Source organism: Streptomyces sp. NPDC051561 (genome assembly GCF_044454195.1).
Classification (GTDB): domain Bacteria; phylum Actinomycetota; class Actinomycetes; order Streptomycetales; family Streptomycetaceae; genus Streptomyces.
In genome coordinates, this window is record NZ_JBITDM010000012.1 from 13113 (window position 1) to 37232 (window position 24120).

General features: G+C 71.6%; 18 protein-coding genes. 13 read left to right on the forward strand and 5 right to left on the reverse strand.

Annotation, left to right across the window (positions count from 1 at the left end; all coding sequences use genetic code 11):
* Positions 1-30: 30 nt before the first annotated feature.
* Positions 31-522, reverse strand: a complete 492-nt coding sequence (locus ACIA73_RS24835) for a hypothetical protein (protein WP_399440877.1) — start codon at positions 520-522, stop codon at positions 31-33.
* 340 nt (positions 523-862) lie between these two features.
* Here ACIA73_RS24835 and ACIA73_RS24840 point away from each other — a divergent pair, with 340 nt between their 5' ends.
* From ACIA73_RS24840 to adh, 5 genes are all read left to right on the forward strand, one after another.
* A complete protein-coding gene (locus ACIA73_RS24840) occupies positions 863-1873 on the forward strand; it encodes an acetamidase/formamidase family protein (protein ID WP_399440878.1) in 1011 nt (336 codons plus the stop codon).
* Between the two features lie 98 nt (positions 1874-1971).
* Positions 1972-2190, forward strand: coding sequence for a hypothetical protein (locus tag ACIA73_RS24845; protein WP_399440879.1), 219 nt, complete (start codon positions 1972-1974; stop codon positions 2188-2190).
* A gap of 10 nt (positions 2191-2200) precedes the next feature.
* A complete protein-coding gene (locus ACIA73_RS24850) occupies positions 2201-2476 on the forward strand; it encodes a hypothetical protein (protein WP_399440880.1) in 276 nt (91 codons plus the stop codon).
* Between the two features lie 245 nt (positions 2477-2721).
* Positions 2722-4008 carry a GAF domain-containing protein gene (locus ACIA73_RS24855; protein WP_399440881.1) on the forward strand — a complete coding sequence of 429 codons (1287 nt, stop codon included), beginning with the start codon at positions 2722-2724 and terminating at the stop codon, positions 4006-4008.
* A gap of 56 nt (positions 4009-4064) precedes the next feature.
* Complete coding sequence (gene adh / locus ACIA73_RS24860) at positions 4065-5588, forward strand: aldehyde dehydrogenase (protein WP_399440882.1); 1524 nt, start codon at positions 4065-4067, stop codon at positions 5586-5588.
* Between the two features lie 264 nt (positions 5589-5852).
* Here the strand turns inward: adh and ACIA73_RS24865 are convergent, their stop codons facing one another.
* A complete protein-coding gene (locus ACIA73_RS24865) occupies positions 5853-7310 on the reverse strand; it encodes an MFS transporter (protein ID WP_399440883.1) in 1458 nt (485 codons plus the stop codon).
* Positions 7311-7473: 163 nt separating this feature from the next.
* On the opposite strand from ACIA73_RS24865, the gene ACIA73_RS24870 reads away from it, so the two are divergent.
* Positions 7474-8121 carry a TetR/AcrR family transcriptional regulator gene (locus ACIA73_RS24870; protein WP_399441085.1) on the forward strand — a complete coding sequence of 216 codons (648 nt, stop codon included), beginning with the start codon at positions 7474-7476 and terminating at the stop codon, positions 8119-8121.
* 468 nt (positions 8122-8589) lie between these two features.
* Entirely contained in the window at positions 8590-9225 is a 636-nt protein-coding gene (locus tag ACIA73_RS24875) for an alpha-ketoglutarate-dependent dioxygenase AlkB (RefSeq protein ID WP_399440884.1), read from the forward strand.
* Between the two features lie 51 nt (positions 9226-9276).
* Here the strand turns inward: ACIA73_RS24875 and ACIA73_RS24880 are convergent, their stop codons facing one another.
* On the reverse strand, positions 9277-10122 hold the full coding sequence (locus ACIA73_RS24880; protein ID WP_399440885.1) for an SDR family oxidoreductase: 846 nt from the start codon (positions 10120-10122) through the stop codon (positions 9277-9279).
* 43 nt (positions 10123-10165) lie between these two features.
* Entirely contained in the window at positions 10166-10630 is a 465-nt protein-coding gene (locus ACIA73_RS24885; protein ID WP_399440886.1) for a MarR family winged helix-turn-helix transcriptional regulator, read from the reverse strand.
* A 481-nt stretch (positions 10631-11111) separates the two neighbouring features.
* Between ACIA73_RS24885 and ACIA73_RS24890 the strand changes: the two genes are divergently transcribed.
* The 6 genes from ACIA73_RS24890 (at position 11112) to ACIA73_RS24915 (ending at position 23251) form a co-directional block, all read left to right on the forward strand.
* Positions 11112-13010 carry an amino acid adenylation domain-containing protein gene (locus ACIA73_RS24890; RefSeq protein WP_399440887.1) on the forward strand — a complete coding sequence of 633 codons (1899 nt, stop codon included), beginning with the start codon at positions 11112-11114 and terminating at the stop codon, positions 13008-13010.
* A gap of 66 nt (positions 13011-13076) precedes the next feature.
* Positions 13077-17717, forward strand: a complete 4641-nt coding sequence (locus tag ACIA73_RS24895; RefSeq protein ID WP_399440888.1) for an amino acid adenylation domain-containing protein — start codon at positions 13077-13079, stop codon at positions 17715-17717.
* Positions 17718-17801: 84 nt separating this feature from the next.
* Entirely contained in the window at positions 17802-19040 is a 1239-nt protein-coding gene (locus ACIA73_RS24900; RefSeq protein WP_399440889.1) for a 3-deoxy-7-phosphoheptulonate synthase, read from the forward strand.
* Positions 19037-21046, forward strand: coding sequence for a chorismate-binding protein (locus ACIA73_RS24905; RefSeq protein WP_399440890.1), 2010 nt, complete (start codon positions 19037-19039; stop codon positions 21044-21046). Before ACIA73_RS24900 ends, ACIA73_RS24905 begins: the two co-directional genes overlap by 4 nt.
* Positions 21039-21641, forward strand: a complete 603-nt coding sequence (locus ACIA73_RS24910; protein ID WP_399440891.1) for a flavin reductase family protein — start codon at positions 21039-21041, stop codon at positions 21639-21641. Before ACIA73_RS24905 ends, ACIA73_RS24910 begins: the two co-directional genes overlap by 8 nt.
* Positions 21642-21757: 116 nt before the next feature.
* Positions 21758-23251: a 4-hydroxyphenylacetate 3-hydroxylase family protein gene (locus ACIA73_RS24915; protein WP_399441086.1), complete on the forward strand. Its 1494-nt coding sequence runs from the start codon at positions 21758-21760 to the stop codon at positions 23249-23251.
* Positions 23252-23334: 83 nt separating this feature from the next.
* On the opposite strand, the gene ACIA73_RS24920 is transcribed toward ACIA73_RS24915, so the two are convergent.
* Positions 23335-24039, reverse strand: coding sequence for an O-methyltransferase (locus tag ACIA73_RS24920; RefSeq protein WP_399440892.1), 705 nt, complete (start codon positions 24037-24039; stop codon positions 23335-23337).
* Between the last annotated feature and the right edge of the window lie 81 nt (positions 24040-24120).

Here is a 24120-nt window from a genome sequence, read left to right on the forward strand (position 1 = left end):
CCCCCAGGGTTCCCTCCCGGCCGAACACCCTCAGGGGAGGAAGGACTCCAGGTCGGAAGGGAAGTCGGACGGCAGGTCGGGGAACTCCGTGGGGAAGTCACTGGGGAGTTTCGTGGGGAAGCCGGAGGGCAGTGAGGTCGGGAAGTCCGAGGGGAGGGAGGTGGGGAACTCGCTCGGCAGGCTGAAGGAGGGGCCGGGCTTCGTGCTGGTGGGGCTGGGCCCGGCGGGTCCCTCGGGATCCCCGCCGCCGTTCACGATCAGCACGATCGCCACGACGACGGCCACCGCCAGAACGACCGCCAGGACGATGATCAGCGGTCGGCGCCCACTGGGGCCCAGGGGCGGGCCACCTCCGGGAGGCTGGTCGCCGGGCGGCCGGCCGGGTCCGCCGCCGGCCGTCGGCGGCCCGTAGCCGCCGGGCGGCCCGACGGGTGGTCCAGGAGGTCCGGGAGGCGGTCCGTCACGCGGCGGGCCGAAGCCCCCTCCGGGCGGCTGTTGCGGTGGTACGGGCGGCGTGGCCATACCCTCCACAATCGCCTGTACGAGGGCAACTCGCGACCCCTGTACACAAGTTGCCGCACATCTCGCATCGGATCGCAACATTCCGGTTGCCCTGGCCGGCGGCCGGAGCGGTGGCCATCGCACCGGGCCGCACCGGGCGGGCGCTTCGGACGGGCGCTTCGGGAGGGGGCGCTTCGGGAGGGGGCGCTTCGGGCGGGCGCTTCGACGTCGCGGGCGTGGCGCTGCCACGGACTCGGCTTCGCCCATGGGCCGTTGACAGCATTCGCGCCGTTGGCCACGATCGGCTTCGTCCGGGAGCTGACGGCTCCGGTGTTCAGCCCGAGAGCGGAGCCGCCCAGCGATGACCGACCCCCGGATTCTCACCGTAGGACCGCAGGAGCACCCGTACGCCTGGACGTTCGGCGGGGCCGCGCCGATCGCGCGGATCGCTCCGGGGACGGTGCTCGATCTGTACACGGAGGACTGCTTCGCGGGGCGGGTGCGCTCCGAGAAGGACCTGGTCTCGCAGGTCTGCGAGTTCCCCTTCCTGAACCCGCAGACCGGCCCCTTCTACGTGGAGGGGGCCGAGCCCGGTGACACCGTGGCCGTGCACTTCGTGTCGATCACACCCGCCAGGGACTGGGCGGCGTCCACGACGGTGCCACTCTTCGGCGCGCTGACCTCGACGCACACCACCGCCTCGCTCCAGGCGCCGCTGCCCGAGGTGGTGTGGATGTGGGAGCTGGACCGGGAGCGCGGGACCTGTCTCTTCCGGGCCCGGGACAGCGACATCGAGATCGAACTGCCCATGGACCCGATGCACGGCACGGTCGGGGTGGCGCCCGCGAACCTGGAGGTGCGCTCGGCGCTGGTGCCGGACGCGCACGGCGGGAACATGGACACCCCGGAGATGCGCACCGGTGTCACCTGCTATCTGGGCGTCAATGTGGCGGGTGCCCTGCTGAGCCTGGGCGACGGGCACGCGCGCCAGGGCGAGGGCGAGACCTGTGGGGTCGCGGTGGAGTGCGCGATGAACACCAGGGTGGTGGTGGAGCTGTTGAAGGGGGTGGCGACGCCGTGGCCCCGGCTGGAGTCCGACACGCACCTCCTCTCGACGGGGTCGGCGCGCCCGCTGGAGGACGCGTTCAGGATCTCTCAGCTGGATCTGGTGCGGTGGCTGGCGCGGGACTACGGGCTGTCGGAGCTGGACGCGTATCAGCTGGTCAGCCAGGCCGGGGAGGCTCCGCTGGCCAATGTCTGCGACACGAATTACACCTGTGTGGCGAAGATCCGCAAGGAGTGGCTGCCGGCCGGGGACCCGCACCGGGGGCTGCACCAGCACCTGCGGGAAGTGGCACGCGCGCTCGTCTGACAGCCGCGCGGCAGGGTCTGCGCAAGGCCGCTGAGCAGGGAGCGGCCGGTGTGTCGCCGGTTGGCCGTGCGCTCCCCTCCCGTGCCACTATCCGCATCATGGAAAACGAGACGAACCTGGCTCCCCTGGAGCTCGCCGTGAACCGCCTGCGGGAGGCCGAAACCGCGCTGAACGCGGCCCGTATGGACGTCGAGACCGAGGCGCTGGCAGCCGCGCGGGCCGGGGCGGATGTCGAGGAGGTGGCCGCGCTCAGCGGGATCTCCCCCGGCGATCTGCGGCAACTCGACACCGATCTCGGCGTGATCCCGCCCCGGTAGGCGCGCCGTCGTGGAGGAGTTCGAGCTGCTGGACCCCTGGTCGATCGAGATGCTCGCGCCGATCGTGGTGGCGGGCGAAGGGTCGATGGCGTGCCCCGGCTGCGATGCGGTCACCGGGTTCTTCGCCGGGGGCAGGTGGGGCGATCCGGTGCGGATGCGGTGCCGGTGCGGGCACGACTGGCTGCCCTTCGAGGACGACCCCGAGCTGAGCCGGGAGCTGATGAAGGAGCTGATCATCGCCGCGCAGTCGGATCAGCCGGAACGGCCCGAGCTCCCGGAGGACTGATCCGGCTCGGCAGTACGTCGCCGGGCCCCGCCCCCTCCCTCACTCCCTCGCGCCTCCCCGGCGCTCGGCCCTCGGCGCTCGGCCCGCGGCCCTCGGCGCGAATCGACCTCCGCGCAAGGGCTGCCGGAACGCTTGCCGCCCCTCCCCCGCCCGACGACGATGGGCCCTGCGGGCCGGTCGGCACCCTGCGCGACGTATCGCCGCATTGTCCGCTCTCGCACGAAGTCATCGCCGAGGAGGCCTAGTTGACGGACGCATGGGTGGCGCTGGAGCCGGGAGCCGATCCGCGCGAGCGGCGCGGCGCGCTGGGCAGGGCGCACGAGGCGTTCGCCTCCGCGGGGCGGGTCGAGCGGCCGGTTCGACCTGTGGTGGCGGATTCCTGGCGGCGTTCCGCCGGGGCCCGTGTCAGTCCGGACGGCCATGCACGGGTGGAGCTGGCCGACGACGAGCTGGGGACGTACCGCGACAGCCATCCGCTGGCCCGTGCGATGCCGCTGGTACGGGAACTGACGGGGACGTACGCCCAGGACGGCGAGCATCTGGTCGCGCTGTGCGACGCGCAGGGGCGGCTGCTGTGGGTGGAGGGGGACGCGGGCTCCCGGCGCCGGGCCGGGCGGATGAACTTCGTGCCGGGCGCCCGCTGGTCGGAGTCCTCGGTCGGAACCAACGCCCCCGGTACGGCACTTGCCCTCGACCGCCCGGTCCAGGTGTTCGCCGCCGAGCACTTCCTGCGTCCGGTGCACCCGTGGACCTGTGCCGCCGCCCCGCTGCACGACCCGCGTTCCGGGCAGCTGCTCGGTGCACTCGACATCACCGGCGGGGACAACCTGGCCCATCCGCACAGCCTGGCGTTCGTGCAGGCGGTGGCCCGCGCCGCCGAATCGCATCTGGCCCTGCTCGCTCCCCCACCGGCCACCGAAGCCTCCCTGTTCGCGCTGGGCAGCGACGAGGCGGTGCTGATGGCGGGCGGGCGGCGGGTGCGGCTGAGCAGGCGGCACAGTGAGATCGTGGTGCTGCTCGCCAGGCACCCCGAGGGGCTGTCGGGGGACGAGTTGCTGTGCGAGCTGTACGAGGACGGGGCGGCCAGGGCGGTATCGCTGCGCGCCGAACTCTCGCGGCTGCGGCGGCTGTTGGGGCCGGGGCTGCTGCGCTCCCGTCCGTACCGGCTGACCGTGCCGGTGGACGCGGACTTCATCACGGTGGCCCGGCGGCTGGGCTCCGGGGCGGTGGCCGCCGCGATGGGGGCGTACCGGGGTCCCCTGCTGCCCGGGTCGCAGGCGCCCGCGGTGGTGCGGCTGCGGCGCAGGCTGGAGGGTGAGCTGCGGGCGGCGCTGGTGGCGCGGGCGGATCCGGGGCTGCTCTCCGACTGGGTGCACAGCGCGTGGGGGGAGAACGACCTGGCGGCGTGGCGGGCGCTCGCCTCCGTAACCTCCGTCGCTCAACAGCCCTCCGTGCACGCGCGGGTGCGGGCGCTCGACGCGGAGCTGCGGGTGGCGGACCCTGCAACGGGGTTGCAACGTTTGTCGTCCTAGCGTCCCTCCGGGTGCTGTCCAACGGCGGGCGGCACCGTCCGAGGGAGGCCCCCGCGATGACCCGATACTCCGCGCCCGGCAGCGACGGCGCGATCGTCTCGTTCAAGGCGCGCTACGACAACTGGATCGGCGGCGAGTACGTCGCCCCGGTGCGCGGCGGGTACTTCGAGAACCCGAGCCCGGTCAACGGCGCCCCGTTCTGCGAGATCGCCCGCGGCACCGCCGAGGACGTCGAACTCGCCCTGGACGCGGCCCACTCGGCGGCGCCCGGCTGGGGCCGGACCGCCCCCGGCGACCGCGCGAACGTCCTGCTGAGGATCGCCGACCGGATGGAGGCACATCTGGAGGAGCTCGCGGTCGCGGAGAGCTGGGAGAACGGCAAGCCGGTCCGCGAGACCCTGGCCGCCGACATCCCCCTCGCGATCGACCACTTCCGGTACTTCGCCGGGGTGCTGCGCGCCCAGGAGGGGTCGCTGAGCGAGGTCGACGACGACACCATCGCGTACCACTTCCACGAGCCGCTCGGGGTCGTCGCACAGATCATCCCGTGGAACTTCCCCATTCTGATGGCGACCTGGAAGCTGGCTCCGGCACTCGCCGCCGGGAACGCCGTCGTCCTGAAGCCCGCCGAGCAGACCCCGGCCTCCATCCACTTCCTGATGGGCCTGATCGCCGATCTGCTGCCGCCGGGCGTCGTCAACATCGTCAACGGCTTCGGCGTCGAGGCGGGCAAGCCCCTCGCGTCCAGCCCGCGCGTCGCCAAGATCGCGTTCACCGGGGAGACCACCACGGGGCGGCTGATCATGCAGTACGCCTCCGAGAACATCAAACCCGTCACCCTCGAACTCGGCGGCAAGAGCCCGAACATCTTCTTCGACGACGTCTGGAACGCGGACGACGACTTCCGCGACAAGGCCCTCGAAGGCTTCACCATGTTCGCCCTCAACCAGGGCGAGGTGTGCACCTGTCCGTCGCGCGCACTGGTCCAGCGCGGCCACTACGGCGAGTTCATGGAGGCGGCGATCGCCCGCACCGAACTCATCAAGGCGGGCCACCCCCTGGACACCGACACGATGATCGGCGCCCAGGCCTCCAACGACCAGCTCCAGAAGATCCTCTCCTACCTGGACATCGGCCAGCAGGAGGGCGCCAAGATCCTGACCGGTGGTCAGCGGATCGAGTACGACGGCGAGTTGGCCGGCGGCTACTACGTCCAGCCCACCATCTTCGAGGGCGACAACCGCATGCGGGTCTTCCAGGAGGAGATCTTCGGCCCGGTCGTCGCGGTCACCTCCTTCACCGACTTCGACGACGCGATCGGCACGGCCAACGACACGCTGTACGGGCTCGGTGCGGGCGTCTGGACCCGCGACATGAACACGGCGTACCGAGCGGGCCGGGCCATCCAGGCGGGCCGCGTCTGGACGAACTGCTACCACGCGTACCCGGCGCATGCTGCTTTCGGCGGCTACAAGCAGTCCGGGATCGGGCGCGAGACGCACAAGATGATGCTGGATCACTACCAGCAGACGAAAAACCTCCTGGTGTCGTACTCGCCGAAGAAGCTGGGCTTCTTCTAGACATCCGAAAAGGGGCGTCTGGCCTGGGGTTTCCCCGCCGGACGCCCCTCGGTCAACCCTCTCGTCACCAGGAGCGGTCCGAGGCGTAGCTCCCAGTTCGTCCCACTCGTCCGACCGGCACGCCGCGCGCACTCGGCCGGATCGACACCGGCTGCGGCCCAAGGAACTCGCAGGCCGGCTCTCCGTCTCCCTGCGGAGAGCCGGCCGGGGGCACAGGCAACCGGTCGTACACGTCCCCGCCCGGCCCGCGGCCGGGCACAGGCCTCAGGCGTGCTCGTCCGTGGCGCGGGAGTCGGTGAGGGTGAGTGCGCCGACTGCCGCGATCACACCGACGACGACCGCCAGGATGGCGTAGGCGACCCGTTCGCCGTGGAAGAAGGACTGGACCAGCGCGTCGCTCCAGGTGCCTGCGGGCAGCTGTGTGGTGACCAGCAGGGCGATCATGGTGCCGATCACGGCGGTGCCGACACTGGTGCCGACCTCCTGGGCGGTGTCGTTGAGCGCGGTGCCCATCGACGTGCGGTTCTCCGGCATCGCGCCGACCAGGGCGATGGCGCAGATCGTCATCACGGTGCGCAGACCGATGGTCATCACGACCATGCAGAGGGCAATGGCGAGGTACCCGCGGTCGAGGCCCCAGGCAAGGCCGGCCAGTGAGCCGGCCAGACAGGCCGCGCCGATCAGACAGGCGATGCGGTGGCCGAACCTCTTCGCGAGCCACTCGGACAGCGGGGTGGCGACGATCATGGTCACGATGAGCGGCAGATTCGCCAGGCCGGCCCGCACGGGGCTCCAGCCGTAGGCGTACTGGAAGTGCAGGATCAGCCCGAACATCACCGCGGCCATCGCGATGGACGTGCCGATCTGGGCGATGGCCGCACCACGGACGGTGCCGTTGGAGAAGAGCTTCAGATCCAGCATGGGCGCCGCGCTGCGGCGCTCGTGCCACACGAAGGCGAAGCCCGCGACGACAGCGCCGAGGACGGAGCCGATGGTGACCGCGGAGAGCCAGCCGTTCTCGACTCCGCTGGTCAGCGAGTAGCAGGCGAGGCCGATGGTGAGGACGCTCAGCGCTGCGCCCGGCAGGTCGAGCCTGTCCTTGGTGAGGTCCTCGGGCCGGTCGGCCGGGACGCCGAGGCGGACACCGATGGCCGCGATCAGGGCGATCGGGGCGTTGACGATCAGGAGCCACTGCCACGTGACGTGGGCCAGCGCGGTGCCGCCCAGCAGCGGGCCTAGGACGAAGCCGGACATGCCGACGACGATCATCAAGGTCATCGCGCGCATGCGCAGCTTCTCGTCGTCGAACAGCCGGAAGACCAGCGAGTTGGTGATGGGGGCCATCGCCGCGGCGGCGATGCCGAGGCAGGCCCGCAGGGTGATGAGCTGACCGCCGGTGCTGACCCAGATGGCGCCCAGGCTCAGCACACCGAACACGGCGAGGCCGATCAACAGCACGCGTCGGCGACCCAGCCGGTCGGCCATCGATCCCGCCGTCAGCAGCAGGCCGCCGAAGGTCAGCGAGTAGGCGCCGGTGACCCACTGGAGCGTGGTGGTGCTGCTGTCGAGGTCACGGCCGATCGTGGGCAGCGCGATGGAGAGCAGCGTGTTGTCGACCATCTCGACGAAGAAGGCCAGGCAGAGCGCGGCAAGCGGAATCCAGGCCGCACGCAGGGATGTGTAGGTGCGCGAGGGTGCGGGCGCGGTGGCGATGGCGGTCATGGCGGCTCCTCTCGGCGTCGCCGACTATCGAACGACGTTCCATTCAAAACATAGAACATCGTTCGAGTGGTGCGCAAATCGTGGTTGAATGGGTGCCATGGCAAGCCCGCGCACACGCCCCGTCGACGGTCCTCCCCGAGCGCGGCAGCGCGCCTCGCACTCCATGGAGGCGGTCCTCGCCGCGGCCGTGGCCCTGCTCGATGAGGCGGGTGAGTCGGCGTTGACGTTCCGCGCCCTCGCCACCCGGCTCGGCACGGGCGTCGGCACCATCTACTGGTACGTTTCCAGCAAGGACGAACTGTTCGACCGCGCCACCGACCACGTTGTCGGTGAGGTGCTGGCCACCGTTCGGGCGCAGCCAGGCAGCGACGACCCGATCGACGACCTGCGCGCGATGGCCGTCACGCTGTTCGACGCGATCATTGACCGGCCCTGGCTGGCGGCCTACTTCATGCGCAACACCGACGTCCAGGGCAACTCGCTACGGCTGTACGAGGAGCTCGGCCGGCAGACCCTCCGCCTGGACCTGACACCGCGCAGGCGCTTCCACGCCGTCTCGGCGGTCGTCGGCGTCGTCGTCGGAACCGCCGCCGACCTCGGCGCGGAGATCCCCCAGGAGATCCTCGACGGCCGGGTCGACCGCGACCAGTTCCTCGACCGCTACGCCGAGGCGTGGCGTGGGCTCGACGCCGCGGAGTTCCCGTTCGTGCGCGAGATCGCCGACGAGTTCGCCGGGCACGACGACCGCGACCAATTCCTCGCCGCCCTGGACCTGACCCTGGCAGGCCTCCGCCTCCAGGCCGGAGCCTGACACCGACGCACCCGGCCGTCCGTCACGGCCCGATGCCCGCTGCGCCCGGGGCGGGCGGTCGGTCCTGACGCCGCGGGAGTCACGGCTGCTGAGCGGCGGGTTCCGCGCCTACCTCGATCGCCTGCTGGAACGGCACTTCGCGACGGTGCCGTCGAGCAGGACGCGGGCCCCGCGGTGGCGAGCAAGCTCGCGGTGCGGCCTCCTCGCTCGCATGAAGTCATTGCCAGTGGTCGCGGCGCGGCCCTCGGACACACCCATCGGCACGGCACCGGCCGGCACCCCACCGGGCACCACCCACCTCCGTGCGGCGCCCGGGACGCGCGACGAACTCACCGCGCGGACCGCCAGGTCCGACATGGGCGCGCGAGCGATCGGGGCCCGAAGCCCGAGCGCGCCGGACACTCCCCCGCCACACCACTCGCACCAGGCTTTAGCACATGTGTTCGGTTTTGGGTTTAGGCTACAGCCATGCACGCAGTCCACAACCTCCAGGGATCTCTCTTCGACCAGGGCGACGAGATCGGGCTCGGTCCCCTCGACGGGCTCCGCAGGACCGAGCCCGGCGCCGGGGCCTGGGTCGATCACCTTCCCGGCTGGCTCTACGGTGCCGACGAGCTCTTCGAGAGGCTGGTCACCGAGGTGCCCTGGCGCGCCGAGCGGCGGCAGATGTACGAACGGGAGGTGACGGTGCCCCGGCTGCTCGCCTTCTACGACGAGGGCGACGCACTGCCGCACCCCTCCCTCGTGAAGACCCGCGCCGCACTGGGCGGGCACTACGCCGACGAACTCGGCGAACCGTTCACCACCGCCGGTATGTGCCTGTACCGCGACGGCCGCGACAGCGTCGCCTGGCACGGCGACCGGACCGGACGCTCCTCCACCCAGGACACCATGGTCGCCATCGTCTCGGTCGGCGACCCACGCGACCTCGTCCTCCGCCCCCGCTACGGTGGGGCCACCCTGCTACGCCTCCCCCTCGGCCACGGCGACCTCCTGGTCATGGGCGGCTCCTGCCAACGCACCATGGAACACGCCGTGCCGAAATCGGCCAGGGCCGCCGGACCCCGCATCAGCATCCAGTTCCGGACCCGAGGCGTGCGCTGACCGCAGGTGGAGCGTGGGCGCCGGTGCGTGCGGTGCACACGCGACGGCCTCTCATTCCTTGCCGGACCACGCGCCCCTCGCCGCTGCCTCCTTCGCGTAGGTGGCGAAGCGCTTCGGGGGGTGGCCGGTGAGGCGGAGGACGGTGTCCGTGGGGTGGGCGTCTCCGAGTGCGGTGAGGGCGGCGAAGGCGGTGATCTCGCGTTCCACGTCCTCGGCAGGGCGGCCCTCGGTGCGGCCGGTGGCGCGGTAGGAGTCCTGGTCACCGTGGAAGGCGACGGACAGGTCGGCGGCGCGGCCGATCGTCGCCAGCGCGTCCGCGAAGGAGAGGGCCTCGGGGCCGGTCACCTCGTACGTACGACCGGCGTGACCGTCCTCGGTGAGGGCGGCGGCGGCCACCGCGGCGATGTCGTCCGCGTCGACGAACGTCTGACGGCACTCACCCAGCGGCAGCGCCAGCGAGCCATCGAGGACGGCCTTCCTGAAGATGCCTTCGTCGAAGTTCTGGTTGAACCAGTCGGCCCGTACGACTGTCCAGTCCGCCCCGGAATCACGGACCAGGCGCTCGGCGGCCATCAGACGCTCGTCGCCCATCTCCTCGATGGCGCGGCTGGACAGCAGGACCAGCCGCCGTACGCCGGTCGCGAGCGCGCGATGGACGAAGTCCGGTGCCAGCGGCAGTTCGTGAGGGAGCATCAGGTAGACGCGCTCGGCGCCGGCGAGCGCCGGTTCCCAGGTGGTGGCGTCGTGCCAGTCGAAAGGGACGTCGGACTCTCGGGAGGCGGCCCGGACCGGGTGGCGGGCGTCGCGCAGCCGGGCGGCGACCCGGCGGCCGGTGGTGCCACGGGCGCCGAGGACGAGAACCGGGGCGTGGGGGGCAGCGGGGGGTGCGTCGTTCATGCCCGGTGCAACGAGAGAAACCCCGGTGAGGCACCGGGGCCGGTCACCGTCCCTGGTCGGACTCCATGGCCGCGGACACCTTCTCGCAGAGTTCCGCGAACAGGGCGCTCTCGCCCTCGGTGAGAACCGAGGCGGCGAGCTGTCCGATGTCGTGGTGGCCACGGGCGATCCGGGCGAGGAACAGGTGGCCCTCGGGGGTGAGGGAGGTGCTGAGTTCGCGCCGGTCCTCTCCGGCCGCGACCTGCTTCACCAGGTTCAGGTCCTTCAGCACGCGCAGAGCCTTCGACGTGGTCTGCCGGGAGACCTCCAGCACGTCGCTCAGTTCGGAGGGCCGCATGGAGCCGCGCGCCCGCAGAAGTTCGAGCGTGTCGTACTGGTGCCAGTTGACGCCCTCGGGGTTGACGCGGGACCGGCGCGCGACGAACAGGCACTGAAGGTGGGTCAGGGCCGCCTGCAGAACGGTCGGCTCCGGATGATGGGTGGGGATCAAGCCGTCTCGTGGAGTCATGAGCGCTTCCGGTACGGGGGTGACCGGTGGGGGACAACCCCAAACTACCAAGGGGTCGCGGGCCCGGGCCGTCGCGGTGCCCGGGAAATGTTTTCCCTGAGGACACCATCCGGGGGGCGTGTTCGCGCCAACGGGGGGTACCGGAGTGCGAGGGCCGGTCACGGACACGCACTGGTCGACCCGCACCTGACGGTCAGCTCGGACGATACGGAGACGGGGCTGCGCTTCATGCCCCATTCCGTCGGCCGACGTGCGCGCGTAACGCACGGAAAAATCCACTCAACCTGCGGAACAGCACGGGCGTTTGACATCGAGACGAAATCGTGATTAGCATCGATTTCCACACGGAAACTATATTTTTTATTTTTCTCCGCTGACAATGCACAAACCCGAATCAGGTTCTTCACGGAATGCGCGCCGCGCGTCCGTGGAACTTCGGTAGCCCTCCCTCCGGACCCCCACCCCGAGGAGATCAGCGATCATGGAAAAGAACGGAAACGACCCGTCCTTGTTATTACGGACGGGAAGTCCGCCGAACTCGGTACCCCCTCTCGTCCTGACGACCCTCTTCGAACGGGTCGTCCGCGCACACGGCGAGTCCGTCGCTCTCGCGGACGGCACGGAACGGGTCACGTACGACCGTCTCAACCGGCGGGCCAACCGGATGGCTCGGCACCTCAAGGACCACGGTGTCACCCGGGGCGACCGCGTCGGAGTGCACCTGCGCCGGTCCCCCGACCTGTACGCGGTCCTCCTGGCGGTCCTCAAGGCCGGGGGCTGCGTGGTCCCGCTCGACCCCGCGTATCCCACGGAGTACCTCGCCCGCATCCTCCGCGAGGCCCGCCCGTCGCCGGTGATCTGCGACGACCCCGATGTTCTGCCCCCCGACGTCCGCGACGGCGCTCTCGCCCGGGACGACCTGGTCAGGGGCAGCGAGGGCCTCCCCGACGGCGACCCGGACCCCGACAGCGACCTCGACCCCGGCACCGGCCCGGAGGACACCGCGTTCCTCATGTACACCTCGGGCTCCACGGGCCGGCCCAAGGGCGTACGGATCGCGCACCGCGGGCTGGCGCGGCTGGGCCCGCACAGCGGTCCGCTCGACATCTCCCCCGAGGACGGACTGACCCAGTCCGCCGCGTTCTCGTTCGCCGCCTCGACCATCGAGATCTGGCTGGCGTTCCTGCACGGCGCCACCCTGCTGCCCATGCCCCCCGGCCTGCCCTCGCTGCCGGACCTGCGCGAGGCCGTCGAGAAGCGCGGCGCAACCGTGCTCAGCCTCCCCTGCGGCCTGTTCAACGCCCTGGTCGACCAGGAACCCGAATGCCTGCGCCCGGTGCGGATCGTCCTGCTCAGCGGCGACTTCCCCTCCCCCGACCACCTGCGACGGGCCCTGGCGCACACCGACGCCGTCCTATACAACGGCTACGGCTGCACCGAGAACTCGTCCATCACCGCCCTGCACCCGCTGACCTCGCCCGAAGACGTCGACGGCGCGGGCGTCGTCCCGATCGGACGGCCACTGCCGGCGGTCTCGCTGGAGGTCTACGACCCGCTGATGCAGCCCTGCGCCACCGACGAGGTGGGTGAACTCTGCGTGGGCGGCACCGGTGTGGCACTCGGGTACGCCGACCAGCCGGAACTGACCGCCGAGAAGTTCACCCGGAGCCCGGACGGTGACGGGCTGCTCTACCACACCGGAGACCTCGCACGGCGTAGCAGGAACGGCGACATCGTGCTGGTCGGGCGGTCCGACAGCATGGTGAAGATCCGCGGGTTCCGGGTGGAGACCAGCGCCGTGACGCTGGCGGTGCGCGCCCTCGACGGGGTCGCGGACGCCGCCGTGAAGGCGTTCGAGGACGACGGCACCCGCGAGAAGCACCTTGTCGCCTTCTACACCACCCCCGACGGCCGCCCGGCCGCGCCTGCGGACCTGGTCCGGGGGCTCTCCGCGGACCTGCCCTCCCACATGGTCCCCTCCACGTTCCGGCACCTGGAGAAAATGCCGACGAATGTGAACGGGAAGGTCGACCGCACCGCGCTCACCGTGGAGTCCAGGAAGAACGAGAAAATCCAGATGAACCGGAACGAGAAATCAGAGAAAGGTAAGAAGACCATGCAGAACCCCCTCGAAAGTGTCGTCCTCCAGGCCTGGATCGAAATCTCCGGAATGGACGAGTTCTCAACCACCGACTCATTCCTGGGGCACGGCGGGAATTCCCTGCACTTCGTGCAGCTGGCCTCCCGCCTCCAGAAGATATTCGGGATAGAGATCACCACCGAGTCGGTCTTCCGCTACGGCACGGTGGAGCAGCTCGCGCGCTTCATCGAGGAGTCCCGCGACCAGGCAGCCACCACCTCTTCGTCGTCGCACGGCTGACGGAGTGTGCGAAAGCGACCGGCACGTCCGGCCGGTCGCCCGACGTCCGCGGAGGGTGGCAATCCCGTGAACAACCCCTTGATCACGGCAATTCTGGACCTGGCACGGAGAACGCTCCGCTCTCCCGGCCTGGGGCCGGACGAGCACTTCTCGGACCACTGCGACGATCCGGCGCTGCTGGACGAACTGGGCACGGTGCTGCGGGCCGTGTTCGCCCTCGACCCGCCGTCCGGCGGTGGACCGGGCGCTCAGAGTGCGGCGGCGGTGGCCGATCGGCTCGCACAGAGCCGGTCCGGCTCCGCCGGGCAGGAGCTGACGGCCGGGTCCGCGCCGCGCAACGACGGCACGGCGGAGGCCTCGTTCGGTCAGAGCGGCATCTGGCTCATCGACCAGTACCTGCCCACCCCGCAGGCGTACAACGGTCCATTCCTTGTGCGGCTGCCGTTCCGGCTCGACGGGGACCGGCTGCGCCGGGCCGTCGCCGGGGTGCTGCGGCGCCAGGAAGTCCTGCGCACCACCTACGCGTTACGTGACGCCCGGCTCCTCCAGGTCGTCTCGGACGACGACACGGCCTTCCACTACGGCGTCGAGCACTACGGCGACGACAAGGAACTCGACGCGCTCGCCCAGCGGATGGCGAACACCCGCCTCGACCTGGAGCACGGGCCGGTGCTCTCCGTGACCTGCGCGCTCGGGCCGGGCGGCGAGAGCGCAATCGTCTGCAACATCCACCACATCGCCTCCGACGCCGCCTCGGCCGGTGTCTTCCTGCGCGAACTCCTCGACGCCTACGACCGCATCGGACGGGACCTGCCGGTGGAGGCCGTGCCGGGGCGCCCGCAGTACGCCGACTTCGCGCACTGGCACCGCACGCACCTCACGCCCGAACGCACCACGCGCCTGCTGGACGAGTGGGCCGACCGGCTCGCCGGGGAGCTGCCCGTGCTCGCCCTGCCCGCGGACCGGCCCCGGCCCGCCACGCAGGAACACCGGGGCGGAACCGTACCGTTGCACGTGCCGGCCCCGGTGACCGAGAAGCTGGAGCGGCTCGCGGAGCGCGAGGGGGTCACGCTGTTCATGGCGCTGCTCGCGGTGTACGGCACGTTCCTCGCCAAGCTGACCCGTCAGGAACGGGTCCTGGTCGGCTCGCCCGTCACCCTGCGGGACGACCCGCAGACCAAGGACCTCGTCGGCTACTTCGTCAACATGGTCGTGCTGCGCCAGGACGTGACGGGCGCGATGACCGTGCGCGAGGTGCTGGGGTTGGCGCGCGAGGAGGTCGCCGACGCGCTGCGGCTGAAGTGGGCCCCCTTCGACAAGGTCGTCGAGCGGCTGCGGCCCGACCGCAGCGCCGGTCACACGCCCGTCGTCCAGACGATGCTCGTCCTCACCGACCCGGGCTCCGCCCAGCTCACCTACGGCGGAACGCCGTTGAGCGTCCGGCGGGACATGGCGCACGGCGCCAAGTACGACCTGTCGGTGGTGTTCGCCCGGGAGGCCGACGGGCTGCACGGCAGCCTGGAGTACGACGCCCACCTCTTCGACGAGGCGACGGCGCGGAGCATGGGCGAGCGGCTGGGCCGGCTGCTGTCCCGGTTCGCCGAGGCCTCGCCGGACACCCCGGTCCGCGACCTCGGGCTGCTCGCCGCCGACGAGGAGCGGGAGGTGCTGGCTCACGACGACCGGGTGGACCGCTCCGCGCCCCCCGTGCCGGTGGCCGAGCTCTTCGAGCGGCAGGCCGCGGCCACCCCGGACGCCGTGGCCGTCACCGACGGCGGCCGCCGGTGGACGTACCGGGAACTCGACGAGCGGGCCGGACGGCTCGCCCAGGTCCTGCGCGAGGAGGGCGCGGCGGTGGGCCGCCGGGTCGCCCTCGCGCTGCCCCGCTCGGTCGACATGGTCGCGGGACTGGTCGCGGTCGTGAAGTCCGGGGCGTCCTACGTCCCGCTGGACCCGTCCCACCCGCCGGAGCGGGTGGCGTACGTCCTCGACGACACCGAGGCACTCCTCATCCTCACCGACCGCGCCAACGGTGCCCAACTCCCGGCCGGGGCAAGGCTGCTGGAGATCGACCGACAAGCGGAGAGGATCGCGGCGGCCGACCCCGCGCCGCTCGGCCGCACCCGTACGCCCGAAGACGAGATCTATGTGATCCACACCTCCGGGTCGACCGGCGCCCCCAAGGGCGTGGTGATCAACGACCGTACGGTCGGCAACCTGGTCGCCGCGCAGCACCGGGTCTCCCCGTGCGGGGCGAGGGGCACCACCCTCCAGTACATGACGCTCGCCTTCGACGTCTCCGTGATGGAGATCCTGGGGACGCTCTGCGTCGGCGGAACACTCGCCCTGATCCCGGACGAACTCCAGAAGGACCTGCACCGGCTGGCCGCCTTCGTCGCCGCACACGACGTCACCCGCCTGTACCTGCCGTACATCGCGCTCCAGAGGTTCGCGGCCCTCGCCGTCGCGGAGGACCTGCGCTGCGACGCGCTGCGCGAAGTGACCTCGGTGGGCGAGGCGCTGGTCGTCTCTCCGCAGATCCGGGAGTTCTTCACCCGGCACCCCCGGGCCCGGCTGCTCAACATGTACGGCCCGTCGGAGACCCACCTCGCCACCTGGCACGAGCTGTCCGGCGAACCCGCCGACTGGCCCGAGGCCCCGCCGATCGGGCGGGCGGTCGACGGGATGCGGCTGCGCGTCCTGGGCCCGGACCGCGAACTCCTTCCGCCGGGCGTCACGGGCGAGCTGTACATCGGCGGCCCCCACCTGTCGCCGGGATACCGGGGCCGCCCCGAGGAGACGGCGCGCCGCTTCCTGCCCGACCCGTACGGCGCCGAGGGCGAGCTGGTCTACCGTACGGGCGACCTGGTGCGGTGGAACGCGCGCGGCGACCTGGAGTACCTGGGCCGCGCCGACGACCAGATCAAGATCCGCGGCTACCGCGTGGAGCCCAGCGAGGTGGAGGCCCGCCTCGACGCCCTCGACGGGGTGCGCGACTCGGCGGTGGTCGCGGTGGAGTTCGGGCCGGGCGACCGGCGGCTGGTGGCCGCCGTCACGGGCGACGGCGCCGACGACGAAGTACGGCTGCGGGCCGCGCTGGCCGAGCGGCTGCCGGAGTACCTGGTGCCCGCGCACCTGGTACGGCTGGACCGGCTGCCGACCACGCCGAGTGGGAAGATCGACCGGGCCGCCCTCACCGGGCGACTGGCCCAGGAAGTGCGCGACCGGCGCGCGGACGAAGGCCCGGGGACGGCACAGCCGCCGCGGGCCGGCACCGAACGCGTGGTCGCCGAAGCCTGGGCGGACATCCTGGGCACCGGTTCCCCCGGGCGCGACGGCGACTTCTTCGCACTGGGCGGCAACAGCATCATCGCCACCGAACTCGTCTACAGGCTGCGGACGTTGTTCGAGGTCGACATTCCGCTGCGCGCCCTGTTCGACAGCCCCACGGTCGCCGGAATGGCCGCGCGGATCGACGAGCGCCGGGCGGGCGACACCTCCGCGTTCACGGAGCCGGCGGCCGACCTGCGCGCCGATGTGACCCTGCCGGACGCCGTCCGGCCCGGCGACCGTGCACCGGTCGCGCCGGACGCCGCGACCCGGTTCCTGCTCACCGGGGCGACCGGCTTCCTCGGCAGCTGGCTGCTGCGCGAACTGGCGGCCGTCCCCGGGCGCACCGTCACCTGCCTGGTACGCGCCGACGACGCGGACGCCGCCCTGGCCCGGCTGCACACCACGGCCGACCGGTACGGCATCGCCGACAAAATCGCCTGGGCCCGGGTACGCGCCGTCCCCGGCGACCTCGCCCGGGACCGGATGGGACTGTCCGACGCGGTCCACGCCGACCTGGCCGATTCGGTCGAGGCGATCCACCACGCGGCGGCGCACATCAACTTCGTGCTGCCGTACGCCTCGGTGAAGCCGACCAACGTCGACGGGCTGCGCTCCGTGCTGGAGTTCGCCGCCACCGGACGGCTCAAGCACGTGCACCACATGTCGACCGTCGCCGTGTTCGCCCCCGGCCGCGAGGGCGGGCCGATCACCGAGGAGGCGGTGCCCGGCACGTGCGAGGGGCTCGGCATCGGCTACACGCAGAGCAAGTGGGTGGCCGAGGGCATCGCCCGGCTGGCCCGGGAGCGCGGAATGCCGATGACCGTCTACCGCATCGGCCGGATCTCCGGGGACAGCGTCACCGGCGCCTGCCAGGCCGACGACTTCCTGTGGCGGCAGATCAAGAGCTTCATCGAACTCGGTTCGGCCCCGCCCGCCGAGGAGCTGACCACGGACCTGCTGCCGGTGGACTTCGTCGGCAGGGCCGTGCACGCCCTGTCCCGCGAGCCGTCCGCCGACGGCGCCACGTACCACCTGTTCCACCCGCGCGGCTCCGACTTCACGCCGGTGCACGCCGCCGTCCGCGACTGCGGCCACCCGCTGGAGACGGTGGGGGCCGAGGAGTGGCTGACCCGTCTGGAGGACTCGGCCCGCCGCCCCGGGGGCAACGCCCTCGCCGCGGCCGTGCCGCTGTTCCGGGAGGGTGCGCTGGAACTCGGCGACAACACCTACGCCAACGAACGGACGACCCGGCTCCTCGAACGGCTCGGACTGCACTGGCCCGACATCGAGCGCCGCTCCCTGACCCGCATGATCCGCTGGTTCGAAGCGACCGGTGAGCTGGACCGCCGGCCCTCCGGGCGCCGGAGCGCGTAGAGCGGGCCGCCCAGCGGCTCCCCCCACCCAGACATCCGCAGGCGGCCACCCCACACGGGCCGCCTCCGAACGAAGGCCGACAGCATGCCTCGATACCCCTTTCCGGACGGACCCGACCCGTCTCCGGGCGCCGGACACGACCCGTTGATCGCCTCGATGGTGGCCGGGCTCCCCGCCCGCCAACAGCCCCGGTGGCCCGACCGTTCCCTGCTTCCCCCGGTCCACGACCGGCTGGCCCGGGAGGCCCCGCTGGTGTCGTACGCGAGCGTCCGCGAGCTGCACACGCTCCTCGCACGGGCCGCCGAGGGCGACTTCTGCCTCATCCAGGCCGGCGACTGCGTCGAGCTGACGTCCGAGTGCGAACCGCGCGACGTTGCACGCAAGGTGGAGATGCTGGACGTCCTCGGCGACGTCATGCGCACCGGTTCCGGGCTGCCCGTGGTGCGTGTCGGGCGGATGGCCGGGCAGTTCGCCAAGCCCCGCTCCGACGACTGGGAGAGCGTGCCCGGTGGGCGGCTCCCGGTGTTCCGGGGCCCGGTCGTCAACGCGCCGGACGCCTGCGAGGAGGACCGCACCCCCGACCCGTCCCGCGTCGTCACCGGCGTGGAGGCCGCCCGCTGCGCCGTCACCGCCCTCGACCGGCTCGGCCGCGGCGAGGGCGCCGCACCCGAGGACCGGGTGTGGACCAGCCACGAGGCACTCCTGCTTGACTACGAACTCCCCCAGGTGCGGCGGCACGCGGACAGCGGCAGCTATCTGGCGTCGACGCACTGGCCCTGGATCGGTGAGCGCACCCGGCAGACCGACTTCGCGCACGTGCGGCTGATGGCCGAGCTGGACAACCCGGTGGCCTGCAAGATCGGGCCCGAGGCCACGACCGACGAGGTGCTGGGCCTGTGCGCGGTGCTCGACCCGCACCGCACCCCGGGCCGACTGACCCTGATCGCCCGGTTCGGAGCGAGCCGGGTCGCCGAACTGGCCCCGCTGGTAAGGGCGGTCCGGCAGGCCGGGCACCCGGTGCTCTGGATGTGCGACCCGATGCACGGCAACACCGTGAAGACGGCCGACGGGCTCAAGACGCGCCGCCTCGACGCGATCATGTCCGAGATCCGGCAGTGCGTGGACGTCCTGGCCGAGAACTCGCAACGGTGCGCGGGCCTCCATCTGGAGGCCTCCCCCGACGACATATCCGAGTGCGAGGGCGCGGGCCGCAGGCCTGCCCGCGGTCCCGGCTACCGCAGTCTGTGCGACCCCCGGCTGAGCCTCGTCCAGGCCGTCGCCGCCGCCGCGCACTGGCGGCTTCCCGTGGGGGCCGTGGCATGACCGCGTCCCCCACCACCGCTCCGGCGCAGGCCCACGACGTGCTGCTGCCACCACCGGGCCTGCCCTTCGCGGTGCTGCACCGCCCCGGCGCCGACCGCGCGGCACCGGTGGAGATACTCAGCGGCCCGGTACGGCGCGCAGGCGACCTGGACGCCCTCGAACTGGACCTGGACGGTGGCCCGGACGGCACGCAGACCCTGGTCGTGGCCCCCTACCGGCAGATCGGGGAGCGCGGCTTCGCGCACCCCGACGACGGCGAACCGCTGCTCGCCATGGAGGTGCACGAGCACCTGCTCGTTCCGCTCGACCGGCTGCTGGCCTGCCTGCCGGAGCAGGCGCCGCAGGTGGAGGAGACCCGCTTCGACATCGACGACGACGGTTACGCGGCGGCGGTGGACGGCATCGTGCACCGCGAGATCCACCACGGCGAGGGCTCCAACTTCGTCCTGGCCCGCAGTCTGCACGGCAGGATCCGCGCCTTCGACCGCACCGCCGCCCTCGCGGTGCTGCGCGGGCTGATGACGGCGGAGACCGGCGCGTACTGGACGTTCCTGATCTTCACCGGCGACCGGTACTTCATCGGATCCACCCCGGAGCAGCAGGTGCGGGTACGGGGCGAGAGGGTGGAGATGAACCCGATCAGCGGGACCTACCGGTACCCGCGGACCGGCGCCGACCTGCCGGGGCTGCTGCGCTTCCTGCGCGACCCCAAGGAGACCGACGAGCTCTACATGGTCGTCGACGAGGAACTCAAGATGATGGCGGCCCTGTGCGACGACGGCGTACGGGTCAGCGGACCGTCCCTGAAGTGGATGTCCCGCCTCGCGCACACCGAGTACTACCTCTCCGGCCGCTCGGACCGCCCGCTCACCGAGATCCTGCGCACCACGATGCCCGCGCCGACCGTGACGGGCAGCCCGGTGGAGAACGCCTGCCGGGTGATCGAACGGTACGAACCGCACGGGCGGGGCTACTACAGCGGGGTCATCGCCCTGCTGGGCCGGGCGGGCGGGCAGCGGCGGCTGGACGCGGCGCTGATGCTGCGCACCGCGGACCTCGGGGCGGACGGCACGGTGCGGCTCACGGCGGGCGCCAGTGTCGTACGGGAATCGGTGCCGGCGCACGAGACGGCGGAGACCACCGCCAAGCTGTCGGGTCTGCTGGACGCCCTGTCGGGGCGGCGGTCGGCGAAGGCCCCCGTCCCGGCGTCCGCCGCCGCTCTGGCCGAGGCCGGTCCGGTGCGCGGCGCGCTGGCCGCCCGCAACGACGGGCTGGCGGCGTTCTGGCTGCGGGGGGCCGCTGACGCACCCGCCGCCCGGTCCGTCGCGGGCACCGAGGTCACCATCATCGACGCGGAGGACGGCTTCACCGCGATGCTCGCCCACCAACTGCGGGCGCTGGGCTGCGCGGTGCGGCTGGTCCCCTGGCCCCGGGCAGCGCGGGCCGGCGTCGCAGGAGCGCCGGGCGTGGTCCTGCTCGGTCCGGGTCCCGGCGACCCGCGGGACGTGGCGAACCCACGGGTGCGCGCCCTGCGGGCCACGGCCGCCGAGCGGCTCACGGCCGGTCTGCCGCTGGCGGCGGTCTGCCTGGGGCACCAGGTGGTGTGCACCCTGCTGGGGCTGCGGGTGACCCGGCTGCCCGACCCGGCGCAGGGCAGGCGGCTGCGGATCCCGCTGTGGGGCAGGCCGCGCCTGGCCGGTTTCTACAACAGCTACGTCGCGCGGGCCGACGAGGACTGGCTGCACCCTCGGTTCGGCGGCGGCGGCCCGGTCCAGGTGCAGCGCGTCGGCGACGAGGTGATCGCGCTGCGCGGTCCTGCCCTGTCCACGATCCAGTTCCACGCGGAGTCGTTCCTGACCCAGGACGGCCCCGGCATCCTGGCCGACCTGCTGACCGGCGCCCTGGCACCGACGGCGGCACACCGGCCGGGCGTCCACGACAGCTACGGGCCGGATGCACACGGCACCGGCCCCCGGGAGTCCAGGGGGACCCATGAGCATGCCTGAGCGAGGGGGCGTGGACACCGCGCCCCGCCCCATCGACCCACGTGCCCTGCGCAGTTGCATGGGCCAGTTCGCGACCGGGGTCACGGTGCTCACCTGCCGCCGTGGCGACCTCGTGCACGGCACCACGGTCAACGCCTTCACCTCGGTGTCCCTGGACCCGCCGCTGGCCCTGGTGGCGCTGGACCGGCGCAGCCGGGCGGGCGCGCTGCTGCGGGAGGACGGCGACTACGTCGTCAACATCCTCGACGCCTCGCAGCGCGACCTGGCGATGCACTTCGCCGGACGGCCCATGGCGGAGCCGGTGCCGTGGGTGGACGAGCAGGGGCCGCACCCACGGCTGGCGGGCACGGTGGCCCATCTGGTCTGCCGGCCCTGGCAGATCCACGACGGCGGCGACCACACGCTGCACATCGGGAGCGTCGAGGAGTTCGAAAGCCGCCCGGGGCGGCCGCTGTTGTTCCACGGCGGCGCCTTCCCGGAGTTGGTGCCGGACGACTCGCTCGTCGCCTGGTCGCTGTGCCTGGACGGCATGGACCCGGTGGCGCACCTCCCGCTACACGACGAGCCCAGCAGGGCGGACAGGACAGGGGACTGACGCACATGACGGACACGACGCACAGCAAGGACACGGCGGGCACCCCCGGCCCCGGCACCACCGGGGACAGCAACAGCCCCACCGGGGAGACCGGGCCGCGCCGCACGACGCGCCCGATGACCGGCGACGAGTACCTGGAGAGCATCCGTGACGGCCGGGAGATATGGGCGTACGGGGAGCGGGTCGACGACGTCACCAAGCATCCGGCGTTCCGCAACACGGCCCGGATGACCGCGCGGCTGTACGACGCGCTGCACGACCCGGAGCACCACGACACGCTGACCACGCCGACGGACACCGGCAGCGACGGCTACACGCACAAGTTCTTCCGGGTGCCGCGCAGTGTGGAGGACATGGTCGGCGACCGGGACGCGATCGCCCGGTGGGCCCGGATGACGTACGGCTGGATGGGCCGGAGCCCGGACTACAAGGCGAGCTTCCTGGTGACGCTGGGCGCCAACCCGGAGTACTACGGGGAGTTCGCGGACAACGCCCGCCGCTGGTACGCGGAGGCGCAGGAGCGGGTGCTGTTCTGGAACCACGCGGTGATCAACCCTCCGGTGGACCGCGACCGGGCGCCGGACGACGTCGGCGACGTGTTCGTGCACGTCGAGAAGGAATGCGACGACGGCCTGGTGGTCAGCGGCGCGAAGGTGGTGGCGACGGGGTCGGCGCTGACCCACTTCAACTTCGTGGCGCACTACGGACTGCCGGTGAAGAAGAAGGAGTTCGCGCTCGTCGCGACGCTGCCGATGGACGCACCGGGGGTGAAGCTGATCTGCCGTCAGTCGTACGAGCTGGCCGCGAACCGGATGGGCAGCCCGTTCGACTACCCGCTGTCGAGCCGCCTCGACGAGAACGACACCGTCTTCATCCTCGACAAGGTGAAGATCCCCTGGGAGAACGTCTTCATCTACGGCGACACCGCCAAGGCCGGCACCTTCCTGAACACGTCCGGATTCACGCACCGGCTGACCTTCCACGGCGTGACCCGGCTCGCGGTGAAACTCGACTTCCTGGCCGGTCTGCTGCTCAAGGGGCTGGACGTGACCGGGACGAAGGACTTCCGGGGCATTCAGACCCGGGTGGGAGAAGTGATCGCCTGGCGGAACATGTTCTGGGGTCTCAGCGACGCGATGGCGCACAATCCGAACGGCTGGCACGACGGCGGGCTGCTGCCGAACCTGGATTACGGAATGGCGTACCGCTGGTTCATGACGATCGGATATCCGCGGGTCCGCGAGATCATTCTCCAGGACCTCAGCAGCGGCCTCATCTACTTGAATTCGCACGCCAAGGACTTCAAGAACCCCGAACTTCGGCCGTATCTGGACCGGTACATGCGCGGGTCGAACGGATACGACTCGGTGGAGCGGGTCAAGCTGATGAAGCTGATCTGGGACTCGGTGGGCACGGAGTTCGCGGGCAGGCACGAGCTGTACGAGCGCAACTACTCGGGCAGCCACGAGAACGTGCGCATCGAGATGCTGATGGCGCAGACCGCGTCCGGCCTGGTCGACGACTACCGGGGTTTCGCCGAGGAGTGCATGGCGGAGTACGACCTGGACGGCTGGACGGCGCCGGACCTGATCGGGCCCGACCAGGCATGAACGCCGGGGCGGCACGGCGACGGGGGCGACGGGCGGCTGATGTCCGCGCCGCCGCCCCCGCGGGGCCTGCCTCCTGTCCGGTGTCAGAGCAGGTCGGACGCCTTGGGCAGGGTGCCGGGGTCGGGCAGGATCACGGCCAGGGTGAAGCCGTCGTAGCCCTTGGCGCCCACCGTCTGGATCGTGGTGGCGCTCACCCGGGGTTCCTCGGCCACCTTCTCGTGGAAGCGCCGCATGCCGCGGACGCCGCCGTCCGGGTTGTCGGCGTCGGCGACCGCGCCGCCGAGCACCACGTTGTCGACGACGATCACGCCGCCGGGCCGGGAGAGTTCGAGCGCCCAGTCGAAGTACTCGGGCGTGTCGGGCTTGTTGGCGTCGATGAAGACCAGGTCGAAGGGCTGCTCCGCGGTCTTCGCGAGGTCGGGCAGGATGTCGAGCGCCCGGCCCACCTTCTGCTCGACCCGGTCGGCGACGCCGGCCCGCTCCAGGTGGCCGGCGGCGGCCTCGGCGAACGAGCGCTCCCACTCGATGGTGACCAGCCGCCCGCCGGGCGGGAGGGCGCGGGCGAGCCAGATGGAGCTGTACCCACCGAAGGTGCCTATCTCCAGAATGCGCTCGGCACGCTGGACGAGGGCCAGCAGATGCAGCAGCTTTCCCTGGGAGCGGGAGACCCCGATATCGGGGAGATCGAATCCGATGTGCGCCTGGGCGGCGGCGGCCAGTGCGGAATCCTCGTCACCGAGAACCGCGTCGAAGTAGTCGTCCACCGCGCTCCATTGATTTTGTGTCATGCCTCCAGTGTTCCCTGTGATGAGAAAATTCGGTACCCGGACGGAAAAAATTCTGGAAAAACTGAATATTCACTTGGTCCA

Coding starts and splice junctions, on each gene's coding strand:
- ACIA73_RS24835 (WP_399440877.1), bottom strand. CDS start 522: ATGGCCACGCCGCCCGTACCACCGCAACAGCCGCCCGGAGGGGGCTTC.
- ACIA73_RS24840 (WP_399440878.1), top strand. CDS start 863: ATGACCGACCCCCGGATTCTCACCGTAGGACCGCAGGAGCACCCGTAC.
- ACIA73_RS24845 (WP_399440879.1), top strand. CDS start 1,972: ATGGAAAACGAGACGAACCTGGCTCCCCTGGAGCTCGCCGTGAACCGC.
- adh (WP_399440882.1), top strand. CDS start 4,065: ATGACCCGATACTCCGCGCCCGGCAGCGACGGCGCGATCGTCTCGTTC.
- ACIA73_RS24865 (WP_399440883.1), bottom strand. CDS start 7,310: ATGACCGCCATCGCCACCGCGCCCGCACCCTCGCGCACCTACACATCC.
- ACIA73_RS24870 (WP_399441085.1), top strand. CDS start 7,474: ATGGAGGCGGTCCTCGCCGCGGCCGTGGCCCTGCTCGATGAGGCGGGT.
- ACIA73_RS24875 (WP_399440884.1), top strand. CDS start 8,590: ATGCACGCAGTCCACAACCTCCAGGGATCTCTCTTCGACCAGGGCGAC.
- ACIA73_RS24880 (WP_399440885.1), bottom strand. CDS start 10,122: ATGAACGACGCACCCCCCGCTGCCCCCCACGCCCCGGTTCTCGTCCTC.
- ACIA73_RS24885 (WP_399440886.1), bottom strand. CDS start 10,630: ATGACTCCACGAGACGGCTTGATCCCCACCCATCATCCGGAGCCGACC.
- ACIA73_RS24890 (WP_399440887.1), top strand. CDS start 11,112: ATGGAAAAGAACGGAAACGACCCGTCCTTGTTATTACGGACGGGAAGT.
- ACIA73_RS24900 (WP_399440889.1), top strand. CDS start 17,802: ATGCCTCGATACCCCTTTCCGGACGGACCCGACCCGTCTCCGGGCGCC.
- ACIA73_RS24905 (WP_399440890.1), top strand. CDS start 19,037: ATGACCGCGTCCCCCACCACCGCTCCGGCGCAGGCCCACGACGTGCTG.
- ACIA73_RS24910 (WP_399440891.1), top strand. CDS start 21,039: ATGCCTGAGCGAGGGGGCGTGGACACCGCGCCCCGCCCCATCGACCCA.
- ACIA73_RS24915 (WP_399441086.1), top strand. CDS start 21,758: ATGACCGGCGACGAGTACCTGGAGAGCATCCGTGACGGCCGGGAGATA.
- ACIA73_RS24920 (WP_399440892.1), bottom strand. CDS start 24,039: ATGACACAAAATCAATGGAGCGCGGTGGACGACTACTTCGACGCGGTT.